The organism is Streptomyces barkulensis, assembly GCF_002843305.1.
Classification (GTDB): domain Bacteria; phylum Actinomycetota; class Actinomycetes; order Streptomycetales; family Streptomycetaceae; genus Streptomyces; species Streptomyces barkulensis.
Map to the genome: position 1 here is coordinate 18,901 of NZ_PGSG01000102.1, position 19,692 is coordinate 38,592.

The window sequence follows — 19,692 nt, forward strand, 5'->3', positions numbered from 1 at the left end:
GGCCCGCGGCGGTGAGGATCAATAGGATCCGCCGATGATCAGAAAACAACGGTCGGCGATGGGCCTCGGAGCCCTGCTCGCCGTACTCGCCGCCGGGCTGGCGTTCCCGGCCGGGGCGGCCGCCGACGAGACCACCGCGGACGCGCCGAAGGTCAACCTGGTGATCGACGTCAGCGGCTCGATGCGCGAGCGGGACATCGACGGACAGTCGCGCATGGCCGCGGCCAAGCAGGCGTTCAACGAGGTGCTGGACGCCACCCCCGAGGAGGTACGGCTCGGCATCCGCACACTCGGCGCCGACTACCCCGGCGACGACCGGAAGACGGGCTGCAAGGACACCGCGCAGCTGTACCCGGTCGGCCCGCTGGACCGCACCGAGGCCAAGACGGCGGTGGCCACGCTGACGCCGACCGGCTGGACACCGATCGGGCCGGCCCTGCTGAAGGCCGCCGACGACCTCGACGGCGGCACCGGCTCCAAGCGGATCGTGCTGATCAGCGACGGCGAGGACACCTGCGCCCCGCTCGACCCGTGCGAGGTCGCCCGGGAGATCGCGGCCAAGGGCATCGGCCTGACCATCGACACCCTCGGCCTGGTGCCGAACACCAAGATGCGGCGGCAGCTGAGCTGCATCGCCGAGGCCACCGGTGGCACCTACACCTCGGTGGAGCACACCGACGAGCTCACCGAGAAGGTCAACCAGCTGGTGGAACGGGCGGCCGACCCGGTGGTGACGCCGGTGGCCGTGGAGGGCGCGGAGCGGTGCGCCGACGCGCCGGTCCTGAAGTCCGGCCTGTACACCGACCGCGAGGAGTTCGGCCAGGAGCGCTGGTACCGGGTGGACGTGGCGCCCGGCCAGGAGCTGCGCGCCTCGGTGAGCGTGGCGGCGGACCGGGCGGTGAACCCGGACTACGGGGTGCTGCTGCGCGCGGTCACGGTGCACGGCCGGGAGATCGTGCGCGGCGAGGCGGCCGGCAACGGCCGCACCGACGTGATCTCCACGGGTCTGCGCTACCCGAAACCGGAAAGCGACGGCGACGGCGGCGGCGACGACGACGAGGAGGCGGAGGCCGAGGCGGAGACGGTGTGTCTGCGGGTGACGAACTCCTTCTCGGCGGCGTCCGGGGTCAAGACCAGCCCCGGTCTGCCGCTGGAGCTGACCGTGGACGTGGTCGACGGCCCGTCGCAGGCCGCTGACGTGGCCTCCTTCGGGCTCGGCCGCGGCTGGTGGCTGCTCGGTGTCCTGGTGGTGGCCGGTTTCCTCGCGGGCATGGTGTGGGGCTGGCTGTCGCGTTGGCGTGTCGCGGTGTGGAGGACCAACTGATGTGGATCACACGTGTGGTGAGCGCCGCGCTGCTGACGCTCGGCCTCGCGGCGGGGCCCGCCGCGGCCGACTCGACACCGTCGGCGAGCCCGTCCGACGGTGATGCGGCGCCCACGTCGGCGGGCACGTCGTTCCGTACGGCGACGGAGATCGACCAGGGGCGCACGGCGACGGCGAACGCCTCGGCCGGTGACTACCTGTACTGGTCGTTCCCGGCCGACACCGGTCAGCGCCCCACGGTGCGGGCGACGGTGAAACTCCCCGCGCAGCACGCGGCGCAGACCTGGCAGATCGACGTCTACGACGGTCTGAGGCGCCGTCAGGCATGCCAGTACGGCGCGCAGACCCGCACGGCAGCCGCGGGCACCGAGTCGGTGGAGCTGGCGTGCGTGCTGCGCTCGGTGCGGGCCTGGTCGGAGCCGTGGGCCAACGATCCGCTGCCGGGCACGTACTACCTCCGGCTGACGGCGGTGGGCGTACGGACGGCCGACCTCGGGCAGCCGATGGCCGCCGAGGTACGGGTGGAGTCGAAGGACATGGGCGGGGCGGCGGCCGTGGACGGCCGGCTGGCCGAGCCGCTGATACCGGGCGTCGCGATGGAGCGGCGGCAGGCCGAGGCCGGTGCCGGTGCCGGTGCCGCTGACGAGGCCGAGGAGGAGTCCGGGGCTTCGGCGGTGCTGTCGGCCATCGAGCCGGACGACGGCTGGTCGTCGGGTTGGTGGTCCGACCGCTGGGTGTGGACGGCGTCCGGCGCGGTGCTGGCGGCGCTCGCGGGTATCGGGGGACACGCACTGACGCGGGGCTCGGGGCGCCCGCGGCACGTGCCGCCGAACGCCTGAGACCGCCCGGGCCCGCCGCTCACCGGTGGCTCGCGCGTGCGCCCGGCCGGGGTTTCCCGGCCGGGCGTTTCGCACGGGCGGCCGCCGAGCCCGGAGACGACGGGGCGCGGTGAAGTCCGTTTGGCGCCCGAACGGCTGGGAAGCGGGGGCTGGATGGAGAGTTCCGCAACCGAAGCACCTGTGGCCGAGCCGTGGGTCCTGCGTGACTACGCGCTGGTCGCCGACGGGGAGAGGGGGGCCCTGATCGGCCCGCGCGGAGACGTGGCCTGGATGTGCGCCCCCTCCTGGCACAGCGACGCCGTCTTCTCGGGGCTGCTCGGCGGTCCCGGCGGGTTCCGGGTCCGCCCCCGTGACCGGTGGAACGTGTGGGGCGGGTACTACGAGGACGGCACGCTGATCCGCGTCAGCCGGTGGGTGACGCGCGACGCCGTCATCTCCTGCCGGGAGGCGCTGGCCGCCCCGGCCGAACCCGGACGGGCCGTGCTGCTGCGGCAGATCCGCGCGGTACGCGGTGAGGCCCGCGTCCTGATGGACCTGGATGTGCGCGCCGACTACGGGCGGCACTCCATGACCGGTCTGCGCCGCGACGGCGGCGTGTGGCAGGCGGTCAGCGGCCGGTCGTGGCTGCGGCTGACCGGCGCCGGACACGCGAGGGCCTCCTCCGACGGGCTGTGCGCGGAGCTGCGTCTGCCGGAGGGCGGCGTCCACGATCTCGTCCTGGAGATCGGTGCGGGGACGCGGGCGGACGCCGCCCCGCCCGACCCGTCGGCCCTGTGGGAGGCCACCGGCAGGTGGTGGGCGGACGCGGTGCCCGACTGCGCGACCACGGCCGCCCCCCGCGACGCCCGGATGGCGTACGCCGTGCTGAACGGTCTGACCAGCACCACCGGCGGCATGGTCGCGGCGGCCACCACGTCCCTGCCCGAGCGGGCCGACACCGGCCGCGACTACGACTACCGCTACGCGTGGATCCGTGATCAGGCCTACGCCGGAACGGCCGTCGCCGCCCACGGCCCCCATCCACTGCTGGAGCGCACGGTGCGGTTCGTCACCGAGCGGGTGCTGGACGACGGCCCCGACCTGCGCCCCGCCTACACCGTCGACGGCCGGCCGCTCCCGGCGGAGCGGCTCCTGCCGCTCACCGGCTACCCCGGCGGCACGAACCGGGCGGGCAACCACGCCGGACGGCAGTTCCAACTCGACGTCTTCGGCGAGGTGCTGCAGCTCTTCGCCGCGGCGGACCGCCACGGGATGCTGGACGGCCAGGCGGTCCGCGCCGCCCGCGTCGCCGCCCGGGCGGTGAGGGACCGCTGGGAGGAGCCGGACGCGGGCCTGTGGGAGCTGGAGAGGCGCTGGTGGACGCATTCACGGCTGGCCTGCGTCGTCGGCCTGCGCGACCTCGCCCACCGGCTGGGGGACGCCCCGTCCGACGACTGGTCACGGCTGGCCGACCGGATGCTGAGGACCACCCGCCGCCGCTGTCTGCACCGTGACGGCCACTGGCAGCGCGCCGCGGACGACACCGGCGTGGAGGCGGCACTGCTGCTCCCCCTCGCACGGGGAGCCGTGCCGCACGGGGAGGCGAGCCCCGCCCTCACCCGGCAGGCGGTGATGCGGCACCTGACCAAGGACGGCTACGTCTACCGGTTCCGTCACGGCGGGCGGCCGCTGGGAGACGCGGAGGGCTCCTTCCTGCTGTGCGGGTTCATGATGGCCCTGGCCGCCCACGCCGAGGGCGCGCCCGTCGAGGCGATGCGCTGGTTCGAACGCACCCGGTCGGCATGCGGGTCGCCGGGCCTGTTCGCCGAGGAGTGGGACGTCTCCCAGCGGCAGTTGCGCGGCAATCTGCCGCAGGCCTTCGTCCACGCCCTGCTGCTGGAGTGCGCGGCCCGCCTCGGCCCGCCCCTCGGCGGCGATGACGGCCTCGTTCCGGCCGGACGCCCCTGACCGGCGCCCGCGGCGGCACGGCCCCTCCGCCGCGGGCGCCGGTACCGGGTGAACGGAAGCGGGCGATGTTTCGCGCCGGGCGGCACGGTTACCCAAGCGGTTGGCCCGCCGCCCGTGGAACGGACAGGCGCCGGCTCCGCCACCGACCGCGGGGGAAGGGCGTCCACGGCGATGCGGCGGCCGGGCACTTCCACGACACAGGGAACGGAGAGACGAGTGGCGAACATGAAGGTGGCCGACTACGTCCTGCTGCGGTTGCGCGAGTGGGGGGTGGACCATGTCTTCGGCTACGCGGGGGACGGCATCAACGGTCTGCTGGCCGCGTGGGGCCGGGCGGGGGACAAGCCCAAGTTCGTCCAGTCCCGGCACGAGGAGATGTCGGCCTTCCAGGCGGTGGGGTACGCGAAGTTCTCCGGCAGGGTGGGGGTGTGCGCGGCGACCTCCGGCCCCGGGGCGATCCACCTGCTCAACGGCCTGTACGACGCCAAGCTCGACCACGTCCCGGTGGTGGCGATCGTCGGCCAGACCAACCGCAGCGCGATGGGCGGCTCCTACCAGCAGGAAGTCGACCTGAACAGCCTGTACAAGGACGTCGCCTCCGACTTCTGCGAGACGGCGACGGTGCCCGAGCAGCTGCCCAACCTCATCGACCGGGCGATCCGCACCGCCTACGGCCGGCGCACGGTGACCGCGGTCATCATCCCGGCCGACGTGCAGGAACTGGACTACACCCCGCCGGGCCACGAGTTCAAGATGGTGCCCTCCAGCCTCGGCCTGGGCAGGTCCGCGCCGGTCCCGGCGGACGAGGACCTCGCGCGGGCGGCGCAGGTGCTCAACGCCGGCGAGAAGGTCGCCGTGCTGATCGGCCAGGGCGCCCGGGGCGCGCGGAGCGAGGTCGAGCGGACCGCCGACGTGCTCGGCGCCGGGGTGGCCAAGGCGCTGCTGGGCAAGGACGTCCTGCCCGACACGCTGCCCTACGTCACCGGCGCCATCGGCCTGCTCGGCACCCGGCCCAGCCACGAGCTGATGCGCGACTGCGACACCCTGCTGGTGGTCGGTTCCAACTTCCCGTACACCCAGTTCATGCCCGACCTCGACCAGGCGCGCGCGGTGCAGATCGACATCGACCCGCACATGGTCGGCATGCGCTACCCCTTCGAGGTGAACCTCGTCGGTGACGCGCGCGCCACCCTGGAGCGGCTGCTGCCGCTGCTGCACCGCAAGGAGGACCGTTCCTGGCGGCACACCGTCGAGGGGAACGTCTCCCGCTGGTGGGAGGTGATGCAGCGGCGCGCCGCGCTGGAGGCCGACCCGGTCAACCCCGAGTACGTGGTGCACGCGCTGGACGGACTGCTGCCCGAGAACGCCATCGTCACCGCCGACTCCGGCTCGTCCGCCAACTGGTACGCCCGCCACCTGCGGTTCAGGGGCGAGATGCGCGGCTCGCTGTCGGGCACGCTGGCGACCATGGGGCCGGGCGTGCCCTACGCCATCGGGGCGAAGTTCGCCCACCCCGACCGGCCGGTCATCGCCCTGGTCGGTGACGGGGCGATGCAGATGAACGGCCTGATGGAGATGGTCACCGCCGCCAAGTACCACTCCCGGTGGTCCGATCCGCGGCTGATCGTGTGCGTGCTGAACAACCGGGACCTCAACCAGGTCACCTGGGAGATGCGGTCGATGAGCGGCGCTCCGCAGTTCGAGGAGTCCCAGCACATCCCCGACCTGCCCTACGCCGAGATCGCCACCCGGTTCGGCCTGGACGGGGCGCGCGTGGAGAAGCCGGACGACGTCCGGACCGCCTGGGAGCGGGCGCTGGCCGCCGACCGTCCCTTCGTCATCGACGTGCGCACCGACCCCGCCGTGCCGCCGATCCCCCCGCACGCCACCTGGGACCAGATGGAGGCCACCGCCTCCGCGATCCTGCGCGGCGACAGCGACCGGGGCTCGATGGTCCGGCAGGGGGTCAAGGCCAAGGTGCAGGAGTTCCTCCCCGGAGGCAAGCGCCCCGAGGAGGAGCAGGGCGAGTGAGCGCCCCGCCCGCCGCGCTCCACGGCACCGGCACCGGCCCGGCCGTGGAGCGCCTGGAGGTGTCGGTCTTCACCGTCCCCACCGACCTGCCCGGCGGCGACGGCACCCTCACCTGGGACTCCACCACCATGGTGCTGGTCGAGGCGGTCGCCGGCCGGACCACAGGCCTGGGATGGACCTACGGTTCCCCGGCCGCCGCCCGGGTGGTCTCCGGGAAGCTGGCGGGGATCGTGACCGGGCACGACGCCCTCGACGTCCCCGGCGCCAACGAGGCCATGGCACGGGCGGTGCGCAACACCGGCCGCCCGGGCATCGCCGCGTGCGCGATCTCCGCGGTGGACACCGCCCTGTGGGACCTCAAGGCCCGTCTGCTGGGCCTGCCGCTGGTCCGCCTGCTCGGCGCGGTGCGCGCCGGGGTCCCGGTGTACGGCAGCGGCGGGTTCACCACCTACGACGACGAGCGGATGCGGCGGCAGTTGCTCGGCTGGACCCAGGAGCAGGGCATCCCCCGGGTGAAGATCAAGATCGCCGAGTCCTGGGGGCGGCGGGAGGCCCGCGACCTCCAGCGGATCGCCCTGGCCCGGGACACCGTCGGCGACGACACGGAACTGTACGCCGACGCCAACGGCGGCTACGGCCGCAAGCAGGCGGTCCGTGTCGCCGCCGCCTTCGCCGACGCCGGGGTGACCTGGCTGGAGGAACCCGTCTCCTCCGACGACCTCGACGGCCTGCGGGAGGTCCGCGACCTCGTCCTGGCCGACGTCGCGGCGGGCGAGTACGGCTACGACCTGCCGTACTTCGCCCGGATGGCCCGCTCGGGGGCGGTGGACTGCCTCCAGGCGGACGTCACCCGCTGCGGGGGCGTCACCGTGTGGCTGCGCGCCGCGGCCGTCGCCGAGTCCCTCGGCCTGGAGATCTCCGGGCACTGCGCCCCGCACCTGCACGCGCACGCCGCCGCCGCGGTGCCCAATGCGCGGCACCTGGAGTGGTTCCACGACCACGTCCGCATCGAGGAGATGTTCTTCCGCGGCACCCTCGACCCCCGGGGCGGCGCCGTCGCGCCGGGAGCCTCCGGCGCCCCGGGGCACGGGCTGGAGCTGCGCCGGGAGACGGCCGAGACCTACCGGGCCGGCTGACCGGGCCGACCGGCCTCGGGGCACCGCCCCGGGACACGCCCGGACATCACCGCGACATCACCGCGACATCACCGCGGCAGCACCGCGCCCCGGCGGCCCTGCGGCCCCCGGGGCGCGGTGGCGGTCGCCGCCGTCGTGCCCGTGCGTCATCCGCCGCCCCGGCGGCGTCCGCGCCGGACGGCCGTGAGGAGAGCCAGGACAGCCGCCCCGGCCGCAGCGGCGGGCGCGAGCAGCGCCCGCGGGCCCGGCGCCGCCGGGCGCCGCGGCACGGCGTCCTCGCCGCGCAGCGCGGCGGCCAGCACCTCCGCCAGATGCAGCGGGGTACGCCCGGTGCCGGCCTGTTCGACCTGGGTGCGGCAGCTGAACCCGTCGGCCAGCACCAGGGTGCCGGGGCCGGCCTCGCGGACGGCGGGCAGCAGTCCCTGCTCGGCGCAGGCCATGGACACCTCGTAGTGGCCGCGCTCGAAACCGAAGTTGCCGGCCAGTCCGCAGCACCCGGCGTCGAGCACGTCGGTCTCGATACCGGCCCGCTCCATCAGCTCCCGGTCGGCGTCGAAGCCCATGACCGCGTACTGGTGGCAGTGGCGCTGCACCACCGCACGGGCCTCCACGGCCGGCGGCCGCCAGTCCCGCGCACGCTCGGCCAGGAGCTCGGCCAGGGTGCGGGTCTGTTCCCGCAGCCGCTCCACATCCGGGTCGTCCGGCATCAGCTCGACGGCGTCGGCGCGGAAGACGGCGGTGCAGCTGGGCTCCAGGCCGACGACCGGGGTGCCGCGCCGCAGGTCCTCGCGGAGCACGTCCAGGGTGTGCCCCAGCACGCGCCGGGCGACGCCCAGCTGCCCGGTGGAGATCCATGTCAGTCCGCAGCACACGGCGCCCCCGGGCACCTTCACCCGGAAACCGGCGGCCTCCAGGACCTCCACCGCGGCCCGTCCGACCGAGGGGTGGAAGTGGTCGGTGAAGGTGTCCGGCCACACCACCACCTCGCCGCGCCGGCCGTCCCCGCGCGGCCCGCCGCGCTCGCGCCACCAGTCGGTGAAGCGCTGCTCGGCGAAGACCGGCATCTGCCGCTCGGGGGCGATGCCGCCGACGGCCTTGGCGGCCCGGGCCAGGGCCGGAACCCGCAGGAGGGCGTTGACCGTCCGTGCCACCGGCGCGGCCAGCCGGGCGACGGCGGGCAGCCAGCCCATCGAGTAGTGCGCCGCCGGACGCGGCCGGCCCGCGTAGTGGTGGTGGAGGAACTCGGCCTTGTAGGTGGCCATGTCGACACTGACCGGGCAGTCGTTCTTGCAGCCCTTGCAGGCCAGGCACAGATCGAGCGCGTCGTGGACCTCCTTCGAGCGCCAGCCGTCGTCCACCGGGGAGCCGTTGCGGACCATCTCGAACAGCAGCCTGGCCCGGCCGCGCGTGGAGTGCTCCTCCTCGCGGGTGACGCGGTAGCTGGGGCACATCACGCCGCCCTCCAGCGAGCGGCACTTGCCCACCCCGACGCAGCGGGCGGCGGCCTTGCTGAACCTCCCGTCGTCGTGCGGGTAGGCGAAGGCGGTCTCCGGCTCCCAGGGCCGGTAGTCCGCGCCCAGGCGCAGGTTCTCGTCCAGCCGGTAGGGGGCGACGACCTTGCCGGGGTTCATCCGGTTGCCGGGGTCGAAGACGGCCTTCAGCCGCCCGAACGCCTCGACCAGTTCGGGCCCGAACATCTTCCCCAGCAGCTCGCCCCGGGCCTGGCCGTCCCCGTGCTCCCCGGACAGCGAGCCGCCGTAGGAGGTCACCAGATCGGCGGCACGCTCCACGAAAGCCCGCATGCGGGCGACGCCGTCGGCCGAACGCAGGTGGAAGGGGATGCGGGTGTGCACGCAGCCCTGCCCGAAGTGGCCGTAGACGGACGGCCGGCCGTAGCCGAACTCCTCGAACAGCGCCTTCAGATCGCGCAGATAGTCGCCGAGCCTTTCGACGGGGACGGCGGAGTCCTCCCAGCCCGGCCAGGTCTCGTGCTCACCGGGGACGTGGGCGGTGGCGCCCAGGCCGGACTCGCGCACCATCCACAGCTCGCCGATGCGCTCCGGATCGCCGTACCAGGTGTGGCCCACGTTCCCGGGCCCCGCGTCGATGAGGGCGCGGGCCCTGTCCCTCGCCTCCTCGCGGGTGTCGCCGGCGAACTGGACCATCAGATAGGCGTCCCCCTCGGGGAGTTCCTCCAGCGCGTCGGGGTTGAGGTTCTTGACGCGCTGGAAGTGCACCAGCCGGCGGTCCACGCCCTCCAGCGCGAGCGGCTCGTGCCGGAGGACGGCGGGGACGTGGTCGGCGGCCGTGGCGATGTCGGGATAGCCCAGGACGACGAGCGAGGTGTGCGCGGGGGAGGGGACCAGGTCCAGCTCGGCCCGCACCACGGTCACCAGGGTGGACTCCGAGCCGACGAGCAGCCCGGCGACGTCGAAGCCGTGTTCGGGCAGCAGGGAGTCGAGGTTGTAGCCGGACACCCGCCTGGGGATGTCGGGGTAGCGCTCCCGGATCAGGCCGGCGTAGCGGTCGCGCAGCGCGGCCAGCCGCCGGTGGATCTCCGCGGCGCGGCCCTCGCCGGCGGCCGGCCGCTCCGGCCCCTCCTCGCCGGCGGACCCCACCCACATCCGCAGACCGTCGTAGGTGAGCACCTCCAGCCGGCGGACGTTGTCGACCACCTTGCCGTACGCCTGCGCCGTGGACCCGCAGGAGTTGTTGCCGATCATCCCGCCGATCGTGCAGTTCGGGTGGGTCGCCGGCCGGGGGCCGTACTGAAGGCCGTGGGGGGCCAGCCGCCGGTTCAGCTCGTCCAGCACGATGCCCGGCTCCACCACGCAGGTGCGCCGCTCGGGGTCGACGGAGACCAGGCGGTCGCAGTACTTGCTCCAGTCCAGCACGACCGCGGTGTTGCAGCACTCCCCGGCCAGGCTGGTGCCACCGCCGCGCGACAGCAGCGGAGCCCCGAGCTCCCGGCACACCGCCACCGCCTCCTCGGCCGCCTCGGGGGTGCGCGGCAGCACCACCCCGATCGGCACCTGCCGGTAGTTGGAGGCGTCGGTGGAGTAGGCCGCCCGGGTACCGGTGTCGAAGCGGACCTCGCCGTCGACCCGTTCGCGCAGGGCGCTCTCCAGAGCCTGGACGTCGACACCGGGGTCGGGATCGGGCCGGCGGACGACGGGCAGGGGGAGGTCGGTCGGAGCCATGTGACGCCTTTCCGGTTTCCGGAGCTGCTGAACGCGGTGCCGGCCGGCGGTTCCGTACGGTGCGCGGGCGTCCGCCGCCGAGGTGCGGAAGGCGCCCGCCGCTCCACCGGCCGACGGCCGAACTCCGCCCCGGTAACCGGGAGAACGGAAACGAAACCCCCTCCGGCACCGCCATACCGGCCGCCCACGGCCGCGGGGCGCCCTCGCCCCGGCCCCGGTTACCTCCGCGCCGAACCGGTTACCCGCACCCCTGCGGGCCCGCCCGGGCGGGCCGCGTCCCACCGGACCGGGCAGAGCCGCGAAGTGAGGAGCGCATGGTGAACAGGGAACAGACGGTCCTGGTGACGGGGGCGAGCGCGGGCATCGGCCGGGCGACCGCGGTGGCCTTCGCCGCCCGGGGCGCCCGCGTGACGCTCGTTGCCAGGGGCGCCGCCGGCCTGGAGGCCGCGGCACGGGAGGTCCGGGAGGCGGGCGGGCAGGCCCTGACCGTCCGGGCCGACGTCGCGGACCCGGAGCAGACCGAGGAGGCGGCCCGGCGGGCGGAGGAGGAGTTCGGCCCCCTGGACGTATGGGTCAACAACGCCTTCACCTCCGTGTTCGCCAGGTTCACCGACATCACCCCGGATGAGTTCCGGCAGGCGACCCATGCCACCTACCTGGGATACGTCAACGGCACCCGGGCCGCCCTGCGGCGCATGCTGCCGCGCGACCGCGGCACCGTCGTCCAGGTCGGCTCCGCGCTCGCCTACCGCGGCATCCCGCTGCAGAGCGCCTACTGCGGCGCGAAGCACGCCATCCAGGGATTCACCGAGTCGGTGCGCTGCGAACTGCTGCACGACCGATCCCGCGTGCGGATCACCATGGTGCAGATGCCGGCCGTCAACACCCCCCAGTTCGGCTGGCTGCTCTCCCGCCTGCCCCGGCACGCCCAGCCGGTGCCGCCGATCTACCAGCCGGAGGTGGCCGCCCGCGCCGTCCTGCACGCCGCCGACCGCCCCCGGCGCCGGGAGTACTGGGTGGGAACGTCCACCGTGCTCACCCTGCTGGCCAACGCCGTCGCACCGGGCCTGCTGGACCGCTATCTCGCCCGCACCGGATTCGACTCCCAGCAGACCGGCACGCCCACGCGGCCGGGACCGGGAAACCTGTGGGAGCCGGCGGACGAGAGGACCGACCACGGCACCCACGGCGCCTTCGACGGCCAGGCCCACGGCTTCAGCCCCCAGCAGTGGGCCGCCCGCCACCCCGCCGTGACGGCCGGCGCCGCGGCCGGGCTCACCGGCGCCGGGTACGCCCTCCTGCGCCGGGCCACCGGGTGACCGCGGCCCGCCCCTCCTCGTCGGCGAGACCCCGGTACCGGCCGCCGGGGCGGGACTCCGGGCGGCCGAGGGCGCGGACCCGGCCGGTGGTCCCCCGGACGCCCCGTCCGCCGAGATCGCGGCCCCCTCCCGCCGGAACGCCGCGCGTCCGGCGTTTGGCACACGGATCGGCGGGCACTGGCGTGCTTCGCGCGGTGGAGGCGAGAGAGGGCGGTCGATGTTGCTGTCGAGAAGACGAGCGCGGTGGAGGAACGAGGCGCAGGAGGCGGCGCGGTACGGCTACCGCACACTGGACCGGCGGCTGCCGGTGTCCGAGGCCGGCCGCGAACTGCTGCGCAAGGTCTTCCCCGACCACTGGTCGTTCCTGCTGGGCGAGTTGGCCCTGTACAGCTTCGCGGTACTGCTGCTGACCGGTGTCTACCTGACGCTGTTCTTCGAACCGAGCATGGCCCAGACGGTGTACACCGGCTCGTACGCGCCGCTGCGGGGGGCGTCGATGTCCGAGGCGTACGCCTCCACCCTGGACATCAGCTTCGACGTGCGCGGCGGTCTGCTGGTCCGCCAGACGCACCACTGGGCCGCGCTGGTGTTCCTCGCCGCGATCGCCGTGCACATGCTGCGGATCTTCTTCACCGGGGCGTTCCGCAGGCCGCGCGAGGCCAACTGGACGGTCGGGGTCACCCTCTTCCTGCTGGCGACGCTGGAGGGGTTCAGCGGCTACTCCCTCCCCGACGACCTGCTGTCGGGGACGGGACTGCGGATCACCGAGGGCATCATGCTGTCCGTCCCGGTGATCGGTTCCTATCTCGCCTTCTTCGTCTTCGGCGGCGAGTACCCCGGTGAGGACATCGTCCCCCGTCTGTACTCGCTGCACATCCTGCTGGTGCCGGGGCTGCTGGTCGGCCTGATCGTGCTCCACCTGTTCCTGATCGTCTACCACAAGCACACCCAGTGGGCCTCGCCGGGACGCACCAACCGCAACGTGGCGGGGAAGCCGCTGTTCCCCCAGTACACCGCCAAGTCGGTCGGCCTGTTCTTCGCGGTCGCCGGCGTCCTGGTGCTCGCCGGCGGCCTGGTCCAGATCAACCCCGTCTGGGCGTACGGCCCCTACCGCCCCGACAAGGTCTCCTTCGGATCCCAGCCGGACTGGTACGTGGGTTTCCTGGAGGGCTCGCTGCGGCTGATGCCCGGGGCGGAGACGACGGTCGCCGGCCACACCGTGGCGTGGAACCCCCTGGTCCCCGCGCTGCTGCTGCCCGCGGCCATGTTCCTGGTGCTGTACGCCTATCCGTTCTTCGAGCGGTGGATCACCCACGACCCCGGCGAACACCACCTGTGCGACCGGCCCCGCGACCACCCGGTCCGCACCGGACTGGGGGCGGCCGGCGTCACCTTCTACGCGGTCCTGCTGGCGGCGGGCGGCCAGGACGTGCTCTCCCACGTTCTGCACATCCCGCTGAACACACTGCTCTGGTTCTTCCGGACGGCCCTGTTCCTCGCGCCCGTGCTGGTCTTCGCCCTCACCAAGCGGCTGTGCCTGGCCCTGCGGGAGCGGGACACCGAACGCCTGGCCGAGGGCGAGCCGACGGGAGAGGTGCGGCAGTCGGTGGAGGGCGGCTTCCAGCCCTCCCACCGGGAGCTGTCCCCGCACGAGCGCGGTGTGCTGCGGGCCCGGGCACGGCAGGTGCCGCGCCCGCTGGAGCCCGGTCCGCAAGGAAGGCGGGCGCGGCGCGTACGGGCGGCGCTGAGCCGCTGGTACTACCGGGACGCGGCGCGGATGCCCATGCCCGAACGCTCCGGCGAGCCCGGCGACCCCGGTGAACTGGAGCACGCCGGCACCCGGGAGTGACCGGTTCAGCCCCTCCGGGCGTACTGGAGGACGAAGCCGGACACCCCCGCCGCCAGGACGCCGAAGCCGATCAGGAACAACCACATACCCAGCACCACCCCGGCCGCCGTCAGGGTCACGCCGAGCGCGGTGACGGGGGGCCACGGGCTGCCGTCCGGGAAGAAGTCCACCGGGCCGGCGCGGTCGGCGATCTCGCCGTCGCGCCGGTCCTCCGGCCTGCCGCCCGCCCTGCGGTGCTGCACCGCGAGGAAGAAGGCGATCAGCGAGGCCATCAGGAAGGCGACGAGCAGGGCGGCGGTTCCGGCCGGGTCGTCGGCGAAGACGGCGTACACGCTGCCGGTCAGCGCGAAGAACAGCGCCACCCCGCCGAACAGGTAGGTCTCGACCTTCATCGCTTCTCCGGCTCCGGTGGCTCCAGCGGCTTGCGCTGCTCGTGCGGCGTGATCTCCGGGTGGTGCAGGCGGAAGGCCGGGCCCTCGTTGCGGATGCGCGGCAGGGCGGTGAAGTTGTGCCGCGGCGGCGGGCAGGAGGTCGCCCACTCCAGCGAACGGCCGTAACCCCACGGGTCGTTCCCCTCCGCCCTCTTCCCGTACCGGGCGGTCCACCAGAGGTTGTACAGGAACACCAGCGTCGAGATCCCCAGGATCATCGAGCCTGCCGTGGAGACGAGGTGGAGGGCGGTGAAGCCGTCGGCCTCCAGGTAGTCGGCGTAGCGGCGCGGCATGCCGAACTGGCCGAGCCAGTGCTGGACCAGGAAGGTGACCTGGAACCCGACCAGGGTCAGCGCGAAGTGGATCCTCCCCAGCCGCTCGTCGAGCATCTTCCCGGTGAACTTCGGCCACCAGAAGTAGAAACCGCCGAACATCGCGAAGACGACCGTGCCGAACAGCACGTAGTGCAGATGCGCCACCACGAAGTAGGAGTCGGTCACATGCCAGTCCAGCGGCGGGGAGGCCAGGACGACACCGGTCAGACCGCCGAGCAGGAAGGTGACCAGGAAGCCGATCGCCCACAGCATCGGCGTCTCGAAGCTCAGCGAGCCCTTCCACATCGTGCCGATCCAGTTGAAGAACTTCACCCCGGTGGGCACCGCGATCAGGAACGACATCAGGGAGAAGAACGGCAGCAGCACCGCCCCGGTGGCGAACATGTGGTGCGCCCAGACCACCGCCGACAGCACGGTGATGGCGATGGTGGCGCCGATCAGGCCGATGTAGCCGAAGACCGGTTTGCGGCTGAAGACCGGGATGATCTCCGTGATGATGCCGAAGAACGGCAGCGCGACGATGTAGACCTCCGGATGGCCGAAGAACCAGAACAGGTGCTGCCACAGCAGCGCGCCGCCGTTGGAGGCGTCGAAGATGTGGGAGCCGAAGGTGCGGTCGGACTGGAGGGCCAGCAGCGCGGCGCTCAGCGGCGGGAAGGCGATCAGCACCAGGATCGAGGTGAACAGGACGTTCCAGGTGAAGATCGGCATCCGGAACATCGTCATACCGGGTGCGCGCAGACAGATGATCGTGGCGATGAAGTTGACCGCGCCCAGGATCGTGCCGAGCCCCGCCACCACCAGACCCATCGTCCACAGATCGGCGCCCAGACCGGGTGAGTACGCCTCGTTGTTGAGGGGGGCGTAGGCGAACCAGCCGAAGGACGCGGCGCCGGTGGGGGTGAGGAAGCCGGAGACCACCATCAGACCGCCGAGCAGGAACACCCAGTAGGTGAAGGCGTTCAGCCGGGGGAACGCCACGTCGGGCGCGCCGATCTGCAGCGGCATCACCGCGTTGGCGAACCCGGCGAACATCGGGGTCGCGAACAGCAGCATCATGATCGTGCCGTGGATGGTGACGAGCTGGTTGTACTGGTGGTTGTTCACCAGCTGCAGCCCCGGTGCGGCCAGTTCGGCCCGCATCACCAGGGCCAGCGCCCCGGCGGCCAGGAAGAATCCGAAGGCGGTGGCGATGTACAGATTGCCGATCACCTTGTGGTCGGTGGTGGTCAGCCAGCGCAGCAGCGGCCGGCCCAGCCCCGCCCCGCCTCCCGCGGGCGGGGGCGCGCGATGGGCGTGCGACTCCTCGTTCACATCGGTCATGGCGCCAGGCGCCCTCCTGCCCACTCTCGTCACCCGCACGGCCGCGCATGTGGGACACAGGCGGCCTGATACCGCGTAACCGCGCGTGCGGGCGGTGAAACGGGTACGTACGGCGGAGCCGCGCGGAGAGCGGCGCTCCGGCGTCCACGCCGGTGCCTGGTGCCCGGTGCCCGGGAGCGGTCCGGCCGGAGCGAGGCGCCGCAACGCCGGACCGTTTCGAGGGGACACGCACGGCTGTTTCGGCGGTGCGGCCCAGGGCACCCGCGACCCGTTCGGCGTACACGAGCCGATCGAGGACGAGGAGGGCTCATGAAGGCTGTGGTGTGGCACGGCGTCGGCGACATCAGGGTGGACGAGGTGCCGGAACCGAAGATCCACGAACCGTACGACGCGATCGTGCGGATCACCTCCTCGGCGATCTGCGGGACCGACCTGCACTTCGTACGCGGCACGATGCCGGGCATGAAGGAGGGCCGGATCCTGGGCCACGAGGCCGTCGGGGTCGTGGAGGAGGTCGGCGCGGGCGTGCGGAACTTCCGCCCGGGTGACCGGGTGGTGGTGCCCTCCACGGTCGCCTGCGGGACGTGCAGCTACTGCCGGGCCGGCTACTACGCCCAGTGCGACAACGCCAACCCCGGCGGACGCCGGGCGGGCACGGTGTTCTTCGGCGGCCCCGAGGCGGCCGGCGGCCTGGACGGGCTGCAGGCGGAGTACGCCCGGATCCCGTACGCGCACGTCGGGCTGGTGCCGCTGCCGGACACCGTCGACGACGCGCAGGCGATCCTGCTGTCCGACATCTACCCCACGGCGTGGTTCGGCGCGCGGCTGGCGGAGATCGGCTCCGGCGACACGGTCGCGGTCCTCGGCGCCGGCCCCGTGGGCCAGTCCGCGATCGCCTGTGCCCGGCTCCAGGGCGCCGGGCGGATCATCGTGGTGGACGGCGTCTCCGACCGTCTGGACCTGGCCCGCGACCAGCACGCCGAGACGGTCGACTTCAACGCCGAGGAACCCGTCGAGGCGATCCTGGACCTGACCGGCGGGATCGGCGTGGACCGGGTGATCGACGCCGTCGGCGTCGACGCGCAGCGCCCCGCCCACGGCCCGGCCGCCGAATCCCTGGCCGGGCGGGCGGAGGAGTTCGACCGCGAGCGCGACGAGGCCGCCCCCGAGCAGCGGCCCGACGGCGACACCTGGGTCCCCGGCGACGCGCCGTCGCTGGCGGCCCGCTGGGCGGTGCGGATGGCGGCGAAGGCCGGCACGGTGGGAACCATCGGGGTCTATCCGCCGCAGGTGGAGCACTATCCGTTCGGCGAGGCGTTCATGAAGAACCTCACCCTGCGGATGGGCAACTGCAACCACCGCCGCTACCTGCCCCGACTGGTGTCCATGGTCGCCTCCGGCGAGCTGGACCCGACCCCGCTGCTCACCCGCTGGGCCGAGGTGCCGGACGCGGTGGAGGCGTACCGGACGTTCGACCGCCGGGAGTCGGGTTGGACGAAGGCGGCCCTCGGCGTGGAAGGCCGCGGCTCGGTCGCCCCCGGCCTCGGCGAGGCGGCCGGTACCGGGGCGGCCACCACTGCGGGGAGCGGTGGGACCGGGAGGAGGTGACCGCCCTGGCGGCGGGCGTGCCGCCAGACGACGGAAGACGCTCCGAACTGGGTTTTCTCCCGGCCGAAGCACCTTCCGGCCCTGCCGGGACGACAGGGCCGGAAGGTGCGCCCCTCGCCCCCCGGTCCAGCCGAAGGCCGCCGTTTCACAGGGCGTAGTAGACGCCCCCCAGCCGGTGATCCGGGTGATGCAGAGGGCGGGAAGTGCGGGGCCGCGACCGGTCCCCCGATCCGGTCGCGGCCCCGCTGCCGGGAGGGGCGGTCATGCGCCGCAGCAGCCTCCGCCGGTCTGGGTCTGGTCGGCCGGTGCGGCCTGTTCGGTCTGCGCGGCCGGAGCCGGAGCCGGAGCCGGAGCCGTGGCCGGGGTGGCGGCCGCCGCGGTGGCCGTTGCGGCGGTGGCGAGCCGGACGGGCTGCGGTTCGGGTGCGGGGGCACCGCAGCAGCCTCCGCCGGCCTGGTCGTCTTCGGTCGCCTCGGGAGCGTCGAAGAGTCCGGCGCCGCCGCACACCCCGGTCTCCGGCAGCGTCAGTTCCACCCGGTCGGCCGACTCCAGGTCCCCGGCGAGGGCGGCGACGACCGAGCGGACCTGCTCGTAGCCGGTCATGGCCAGGAAGGTCGGGGCGCGGCCGTAGGACTTCATGCCCACCAGGTACACGCCCCGCTCGGGGTGGGACAGCTGGCGGTGGCCGTGGGGGTAGACGGTGCCGCAGGAGTGGACGTTGGGATCGATCAGCGGGGCCAGCTCCACCGGTGCCTGGAGGCGCTCGTCCAGGCCCAGGCGCAGTTCGGACAGGAAGGACAGGTCGGGGCGGAAGCCGGTGAGGACGATGAGCTGGTCGACCGGTTCCAGCCGCCGCCCGTCCTCGCCGACCAGTACCAGGCGCCCGTCGCCGTCGCGTTCGATGGCCTGGGTGCGGAAGCCGGTGACGGCGTCGGCGTAACCGTCGTCCACGGCGGCCTTGGCGGCGAGCCCGAGGGCGCCGCGGGCGGGGAGCTGGTCGGCCTGGCCGCCGCCGAAGGTGGAGCCGGAGATGCCCCGGCGCAGGATCCAGGTGGCGTGGGTGCCCTCGCCGTCGTCGGTGCGGGCGAGGTCGGCCAGGTAGGCCAGCGCGGTGAAGGCGGAGGCGCCCGAGCCGATCACGGCCGTGCGCCTGCCCGCGTAGCGGGCGCGCACGTCCGGGTCGGCGAGGTCGGGGACGCGGTAGGCGATGCGGTCGGCCGCGGCGTGCTCGCCGAGCGCGGGCAGGCCGTCGCCGCCGGCCGGGCCCGGGGCGGTCCAGGTGCCGGAGGCGTCGATGACCGCGCGGGCCGGGGTGCGCTCCTCGCGGCCGTCGGCGTACCGGATGTGGACGGTGAAGGGCTGGTTCTCGCGGTCGGCGTCCACGACGCGGTCGCGCCCCGTCCGGGAGACGCCGGTGACGGTGGCGCCGTAGCGCACCCGCTGGCCGAGGGCGTCGGCCAGCGGCTTCAGGTAGTGCTCGGCCCAGTCGCCGCCGGAGGGGTAGGCCGAGGCGTCGGGCCGGACCCAGCCGGTGGGGGCGAGCAGCTTCTCGGCGGCCGGGTCGACGACCTCGCCCCAGGGGGAGAACAGCCGCACGTGGGCCCACTGGCGTACCGCGCTGCCCGCGGCCAGCCCGGCCTCCAGGACCAGCGGTTCGATGCCGCGTTCGGTCAGATGGGCGGCGGCGGCCAGGCCGACGGGGCCGGCTCCGATGACGACGACGGGCGGTTCGGCGGTGGCGGGCGCGTTCACGGCGGCTCCTCGGGTGTTTCGACATCTGTCGATGGCTTGCGCGGCCAGCATGACACCTGCTTCGACGTCCGTCAACATAGACGATTGTCGAAGCGGGTCGCGTCATCCCGCCACCGGTCGCACACGTCCGCAGGGCCTCTTCCGCGGCCGGGCTCCGAGCTGCCGGGCGAGAGGCTGCTCCGGCAGCCCCTCGCCCTCTGGTTCGACATGTGTCAACATAGATGTATGTCGAATGCGAAGGTGCTGCCGCTGCTGGAGACCGGTTCCGTGGAGCCGTGCTGCCCGCCGCTGACCGAACGCCCCTTCACCGCCGAGGAGGCCGAGCGCGCGGCCAGGATGTTCAAGGCGCTGGGCGACCCGGTCCGGCTGCGACTGTTCTCCGCGGTCGCCTCCCACCCGGGCGGGGAGGCGTGCGTGTGCGACATCTCCGATGTCGGCGTCTCGCAGCCGACCGTCTCCCACCACCTGAAGAAGCTCAGGGAAGCCGGTCTGCTCACCTCCGAGCGGCGCGGCACCTGGGTGTACTACCGCGTCGAGCCGTCCGTGCTCGCCGCGATGAGCCGGCTCCTGACGAGCGCGTCCGCGGTGGCCTGACCGC

13 protein-coding genes are annotated in these 19,692 nt (G+C 73.6%); 9 read left to right on the top strand and 4 right to left on the bottom strand.

What is annotated here, in order from left to right:
• Positions 1-34: 34 nt before the first annotated feature.
• The 5 genes from CUT83_RS20610 to CUT83_RS20630 all read left to right on the top strand — a co-directional run bounded on the left by CUT83_RS20610 (position 35) and on the right by CUT83_RS20630 (position 7,277).
• Positions 35-1,324 carry a VWA domain-containing protein gene (locus tag CUT83_RS20610; protein ID WP_101257324.1) on the top strand — a complete coding sequence of 430 codons (1,290 nt, stop codon included), beginning with the start codon at positions 35-37 and terminating at the stop codon, positions 1,322-1,324.
• Positions 1,324-2,163: a hypothetical protein gene (locus CUT83_RS20615; protein ID WP_101257325.1), complete on the top strand. Its 840-nt coding sequence runs from the start codon at positions 1,324-1,326 to the stop codon at positions 2,161-2,163. Before CUT83_RS20610 ends, CUT83_RS20615 begins: the two co-directional genes overlap by 1 nt.
• Positions 2,164-2,316: 153 nt before the next feature.
• The gene (locus CUT83_RS20620; protein ID WP_101257344.1) at positions 2,317-4,110 is read left to right on the top strand and encodes a glycoside hydrolase family 15 protein; all 1,794 of its coding nucleotides are present in this window, start codon (positions 2,317-2,319) and stop codon (positions 4,108-4,110) included.
• A 225-nt stretch (positions 4,111-4,335) separates the two neighbouring features.
• The gene (locus tag CUT83_RS20625) at positions 4,336-6,141 is read left to right on the top strand and encodes a thiamine pyrophosphate-requiring protein (protein WP_101257345.1); all 1,806 of its coding nucleotides are present in this window, start codon (positions 4,336-4,338) and stop codon (positions 6,139-6,141) included.
• Positions 6,138-7,277, top strand: coding sequence for an enolase C-terminal domain-like protein (locus CUT83_RS20630; RefSeq protein WP_240958392.1), 1,140 nt, complete (start codon positions 6,138-6,140; stop codon positions 7,275-7,277). The genes CUT83_RS20625 and CUT83_RS20630 overlap by 4 nt, the downstream gene beginning before the upstream one ends.
• 146 nt (positions 7,278-7,423) lie before the next feature.
• On the opposite strand, the gene CUT83_RS20635 is transcribed toward CUT83_RS20630, so the two are convergent.
• On the bottom strand, positions 7,424-10,477 hold the full coding sequence (locus tag CUT83_RS20635) for an FAD-binding and (Fe-S)-binding domain-containing protein (protein ID WP_101257326.1): 3,054 nt from the start codon (positions 10,475-10,477) through the stop codon (positions 7,424-7,426).
• Positions 10,478-10,791: 314 nt separating this feature from the next.
• On the opposite strand from CUT83_RS20635, the gene CUT83_RS20640 reads away from it, so the two are divergent.
• Together CUT83_RS20640 and qcrB are read left to right on the top strand one after the other, a co-directional pair.
• Positions 10,792-11,796: an SDR family oxidoreductase gene (locus CUT83_RS20640; RefSeq protein ID WP_101257327.1), complete on the top strand. Its 1,005-nt coding sequence runs from the start codon at positions 10,792-10,794 to the stop codon at positions 11,794-11,796.
• Positions 11,797-12,013: 217 nt separating this feature from the next.
• On the top strand, positions 12,014-13,645 hold the full coding sequence (gene qcrB, locus CUT83_RS20645; protein ID WP_101257328.1) for a cytochrome bc1 complex cytochrome b subunit: 1,632 nt from the start codon (positions 12,014-12,016) through the stop codon (positions 13,643-13,645).
• Positions 13,646-13,650: 5 nt separating this feature from the next.
• Here qcrB and ctaF read toward each other — a convergent pair whose 3' ends face one another.
• Positions 13,651-14,037, bottom strand: coding sequence for an aa3-type cytochrome oxidase subunit IV (gene ctaF, locus CUT83_RS20650; RefSeq protein WP_101257329.1), 387 nt, complete (start codon positions 14,035-14,037; stop codon positions 13,651-13,653).
• Positions 14,034-15,734: an aa3-type cytochrome oxidase subunit I gene (ctaD, locus tag CUT83_RS20655; protein ID WP_101257330.1), complete on the bottom strand. Its 1,701-nt coding sequence runs from the start codon at positions 15,732-15,734 to the stop codon at positions 14,034-14,036. Before ctaD ends, ctaF begins: the two co-directional genes overlap by 4 nt.
• Positions 15,735-16,043: 309 nt before the next feature.
• Between ctaD and CUT83_RS20660 the strand changes: the two genes are divergently transcribed.
• Entirely contained in the window at positions 16,044-17,342 is a 1,299-nt protein-coding gene (locus CUT83_RS20660) for a zinc-dependent alcohol dehydrogenase (protein WP_101257331.1), read from the top strand.
• 261 nt (positions 17,343-17,603) lie between these two features.
• Here CUT83_RS20660 and CUT83_RS20665 read toward each other — a convergent pair whose 3' ends face one another.
• Complete coding sequence (locus CUT83_RS20665; protein WP_101257332.1) at positions 17,604-19,094, bottom strand: NAD(P)-binding domain-containing protein; 1,491 nt, start codon at positions 19,092-19,094, stop codon at positions 17,604-17,606.
• A 225-nt stretch (positions 19,095-19,319) separates the two neighbouring features.
• Between CUT83_RS20665 and CUT83_RS20670 the strand changes: the two genes are divergently transcribed.
• The gene (locus tag CUT83_RS20670; RefSeq protein ID WP_101257333.1) at positions 19,320-19,688 is read left to right on the top strand and encodes an ArsR/SmtB family transcription factor; all 369 of its coding nucleotides are present in this window, start codon (positions 19,320-19,322) and stop codon (positions 19,686-19,688) included.
• Positions 19,689-19,692 lie beyond the last annotated feature (4 nt).

Bases quoted from the DNA above. Each gene is read 5' to 3' on its own strand.
- CUT83_RS20610 (WP_101257324.1), top strand. From the start codon at position 35: ATGATCAGAAAACAACGGTCGGCGATGGGCCTCGGAGCCCTGCTCGCC.
- CUT83_RS20640 (WP_101257327.1), top strand. From the start codon at position 10,792: ATGGTGAACAGGGAACAGACGGTCCTGGTGACGGGGGCGAGCGCGGGC.
- CUT83_RS20670 (WP_101257333.1), top strand. From the start codon at position 19,320: ATGTCGAATGCGAAGGTGCTGCCGCTGCTGGAGACCGGTTCCGTGGAG.
- qcrB (WP_101257328.1), top strand. From the start codon at position 12,014: ATGTTGCTGTCGAGAAGACGAGCGCGGTGGAGGAACGAGGCGCAGGAG.
- CUT83_RS20635 (WP_101257326.1), bottom strand. From the start codon at position 10,477: ATGGCTCCGACCGACCTCCCCCTGCCCGTCGTCCGCCGGCCCGATCCC.
- ctaD (WP_101257330.1), bottom strand. From the start codon at position 15,734: ATGACCGATGTGAACGAGGAGTCGCACGCCCATCGCGCGCCCCCGCCC.
- CUT83_RS20615 (WP_101257325.1), top strand. From the start codon at position 1,324: ATGTGGATCACACGTGTGGTGAGCGCCGCGCTGCTGACGCTCGGCCTC.
- CUT83_RS20620 (WP_101257344.1), top strand. From the start codon at position 2,317: ATGGAGAGTTCCGCAACCGAAGCACCTGTGGCCGAGCCGTGGGTCCTG.
- CUT83_RS20625 (WP_101257345.1), top strand. From the start codon at position 4,336: ATGAAGGTGGCCGACTACGTCCTGCTGCGGTTGCGCGAGTGGGGGGTG.
- ctaF (WP_101257329.1), bottom strand. From the start codon at position 14,037: ATGAAGGTCGAGACCTACCTGTTCGGCGGGGTGGCGCTGTTCTTCGCG.
- CUT83_RS20660 (WP_101257331.1), top strand. From the start codon at position 16,044: ATGAAGGCTGTGGTGTGGCACGGCGTCGGCGACATCAGGGTGGACGAG.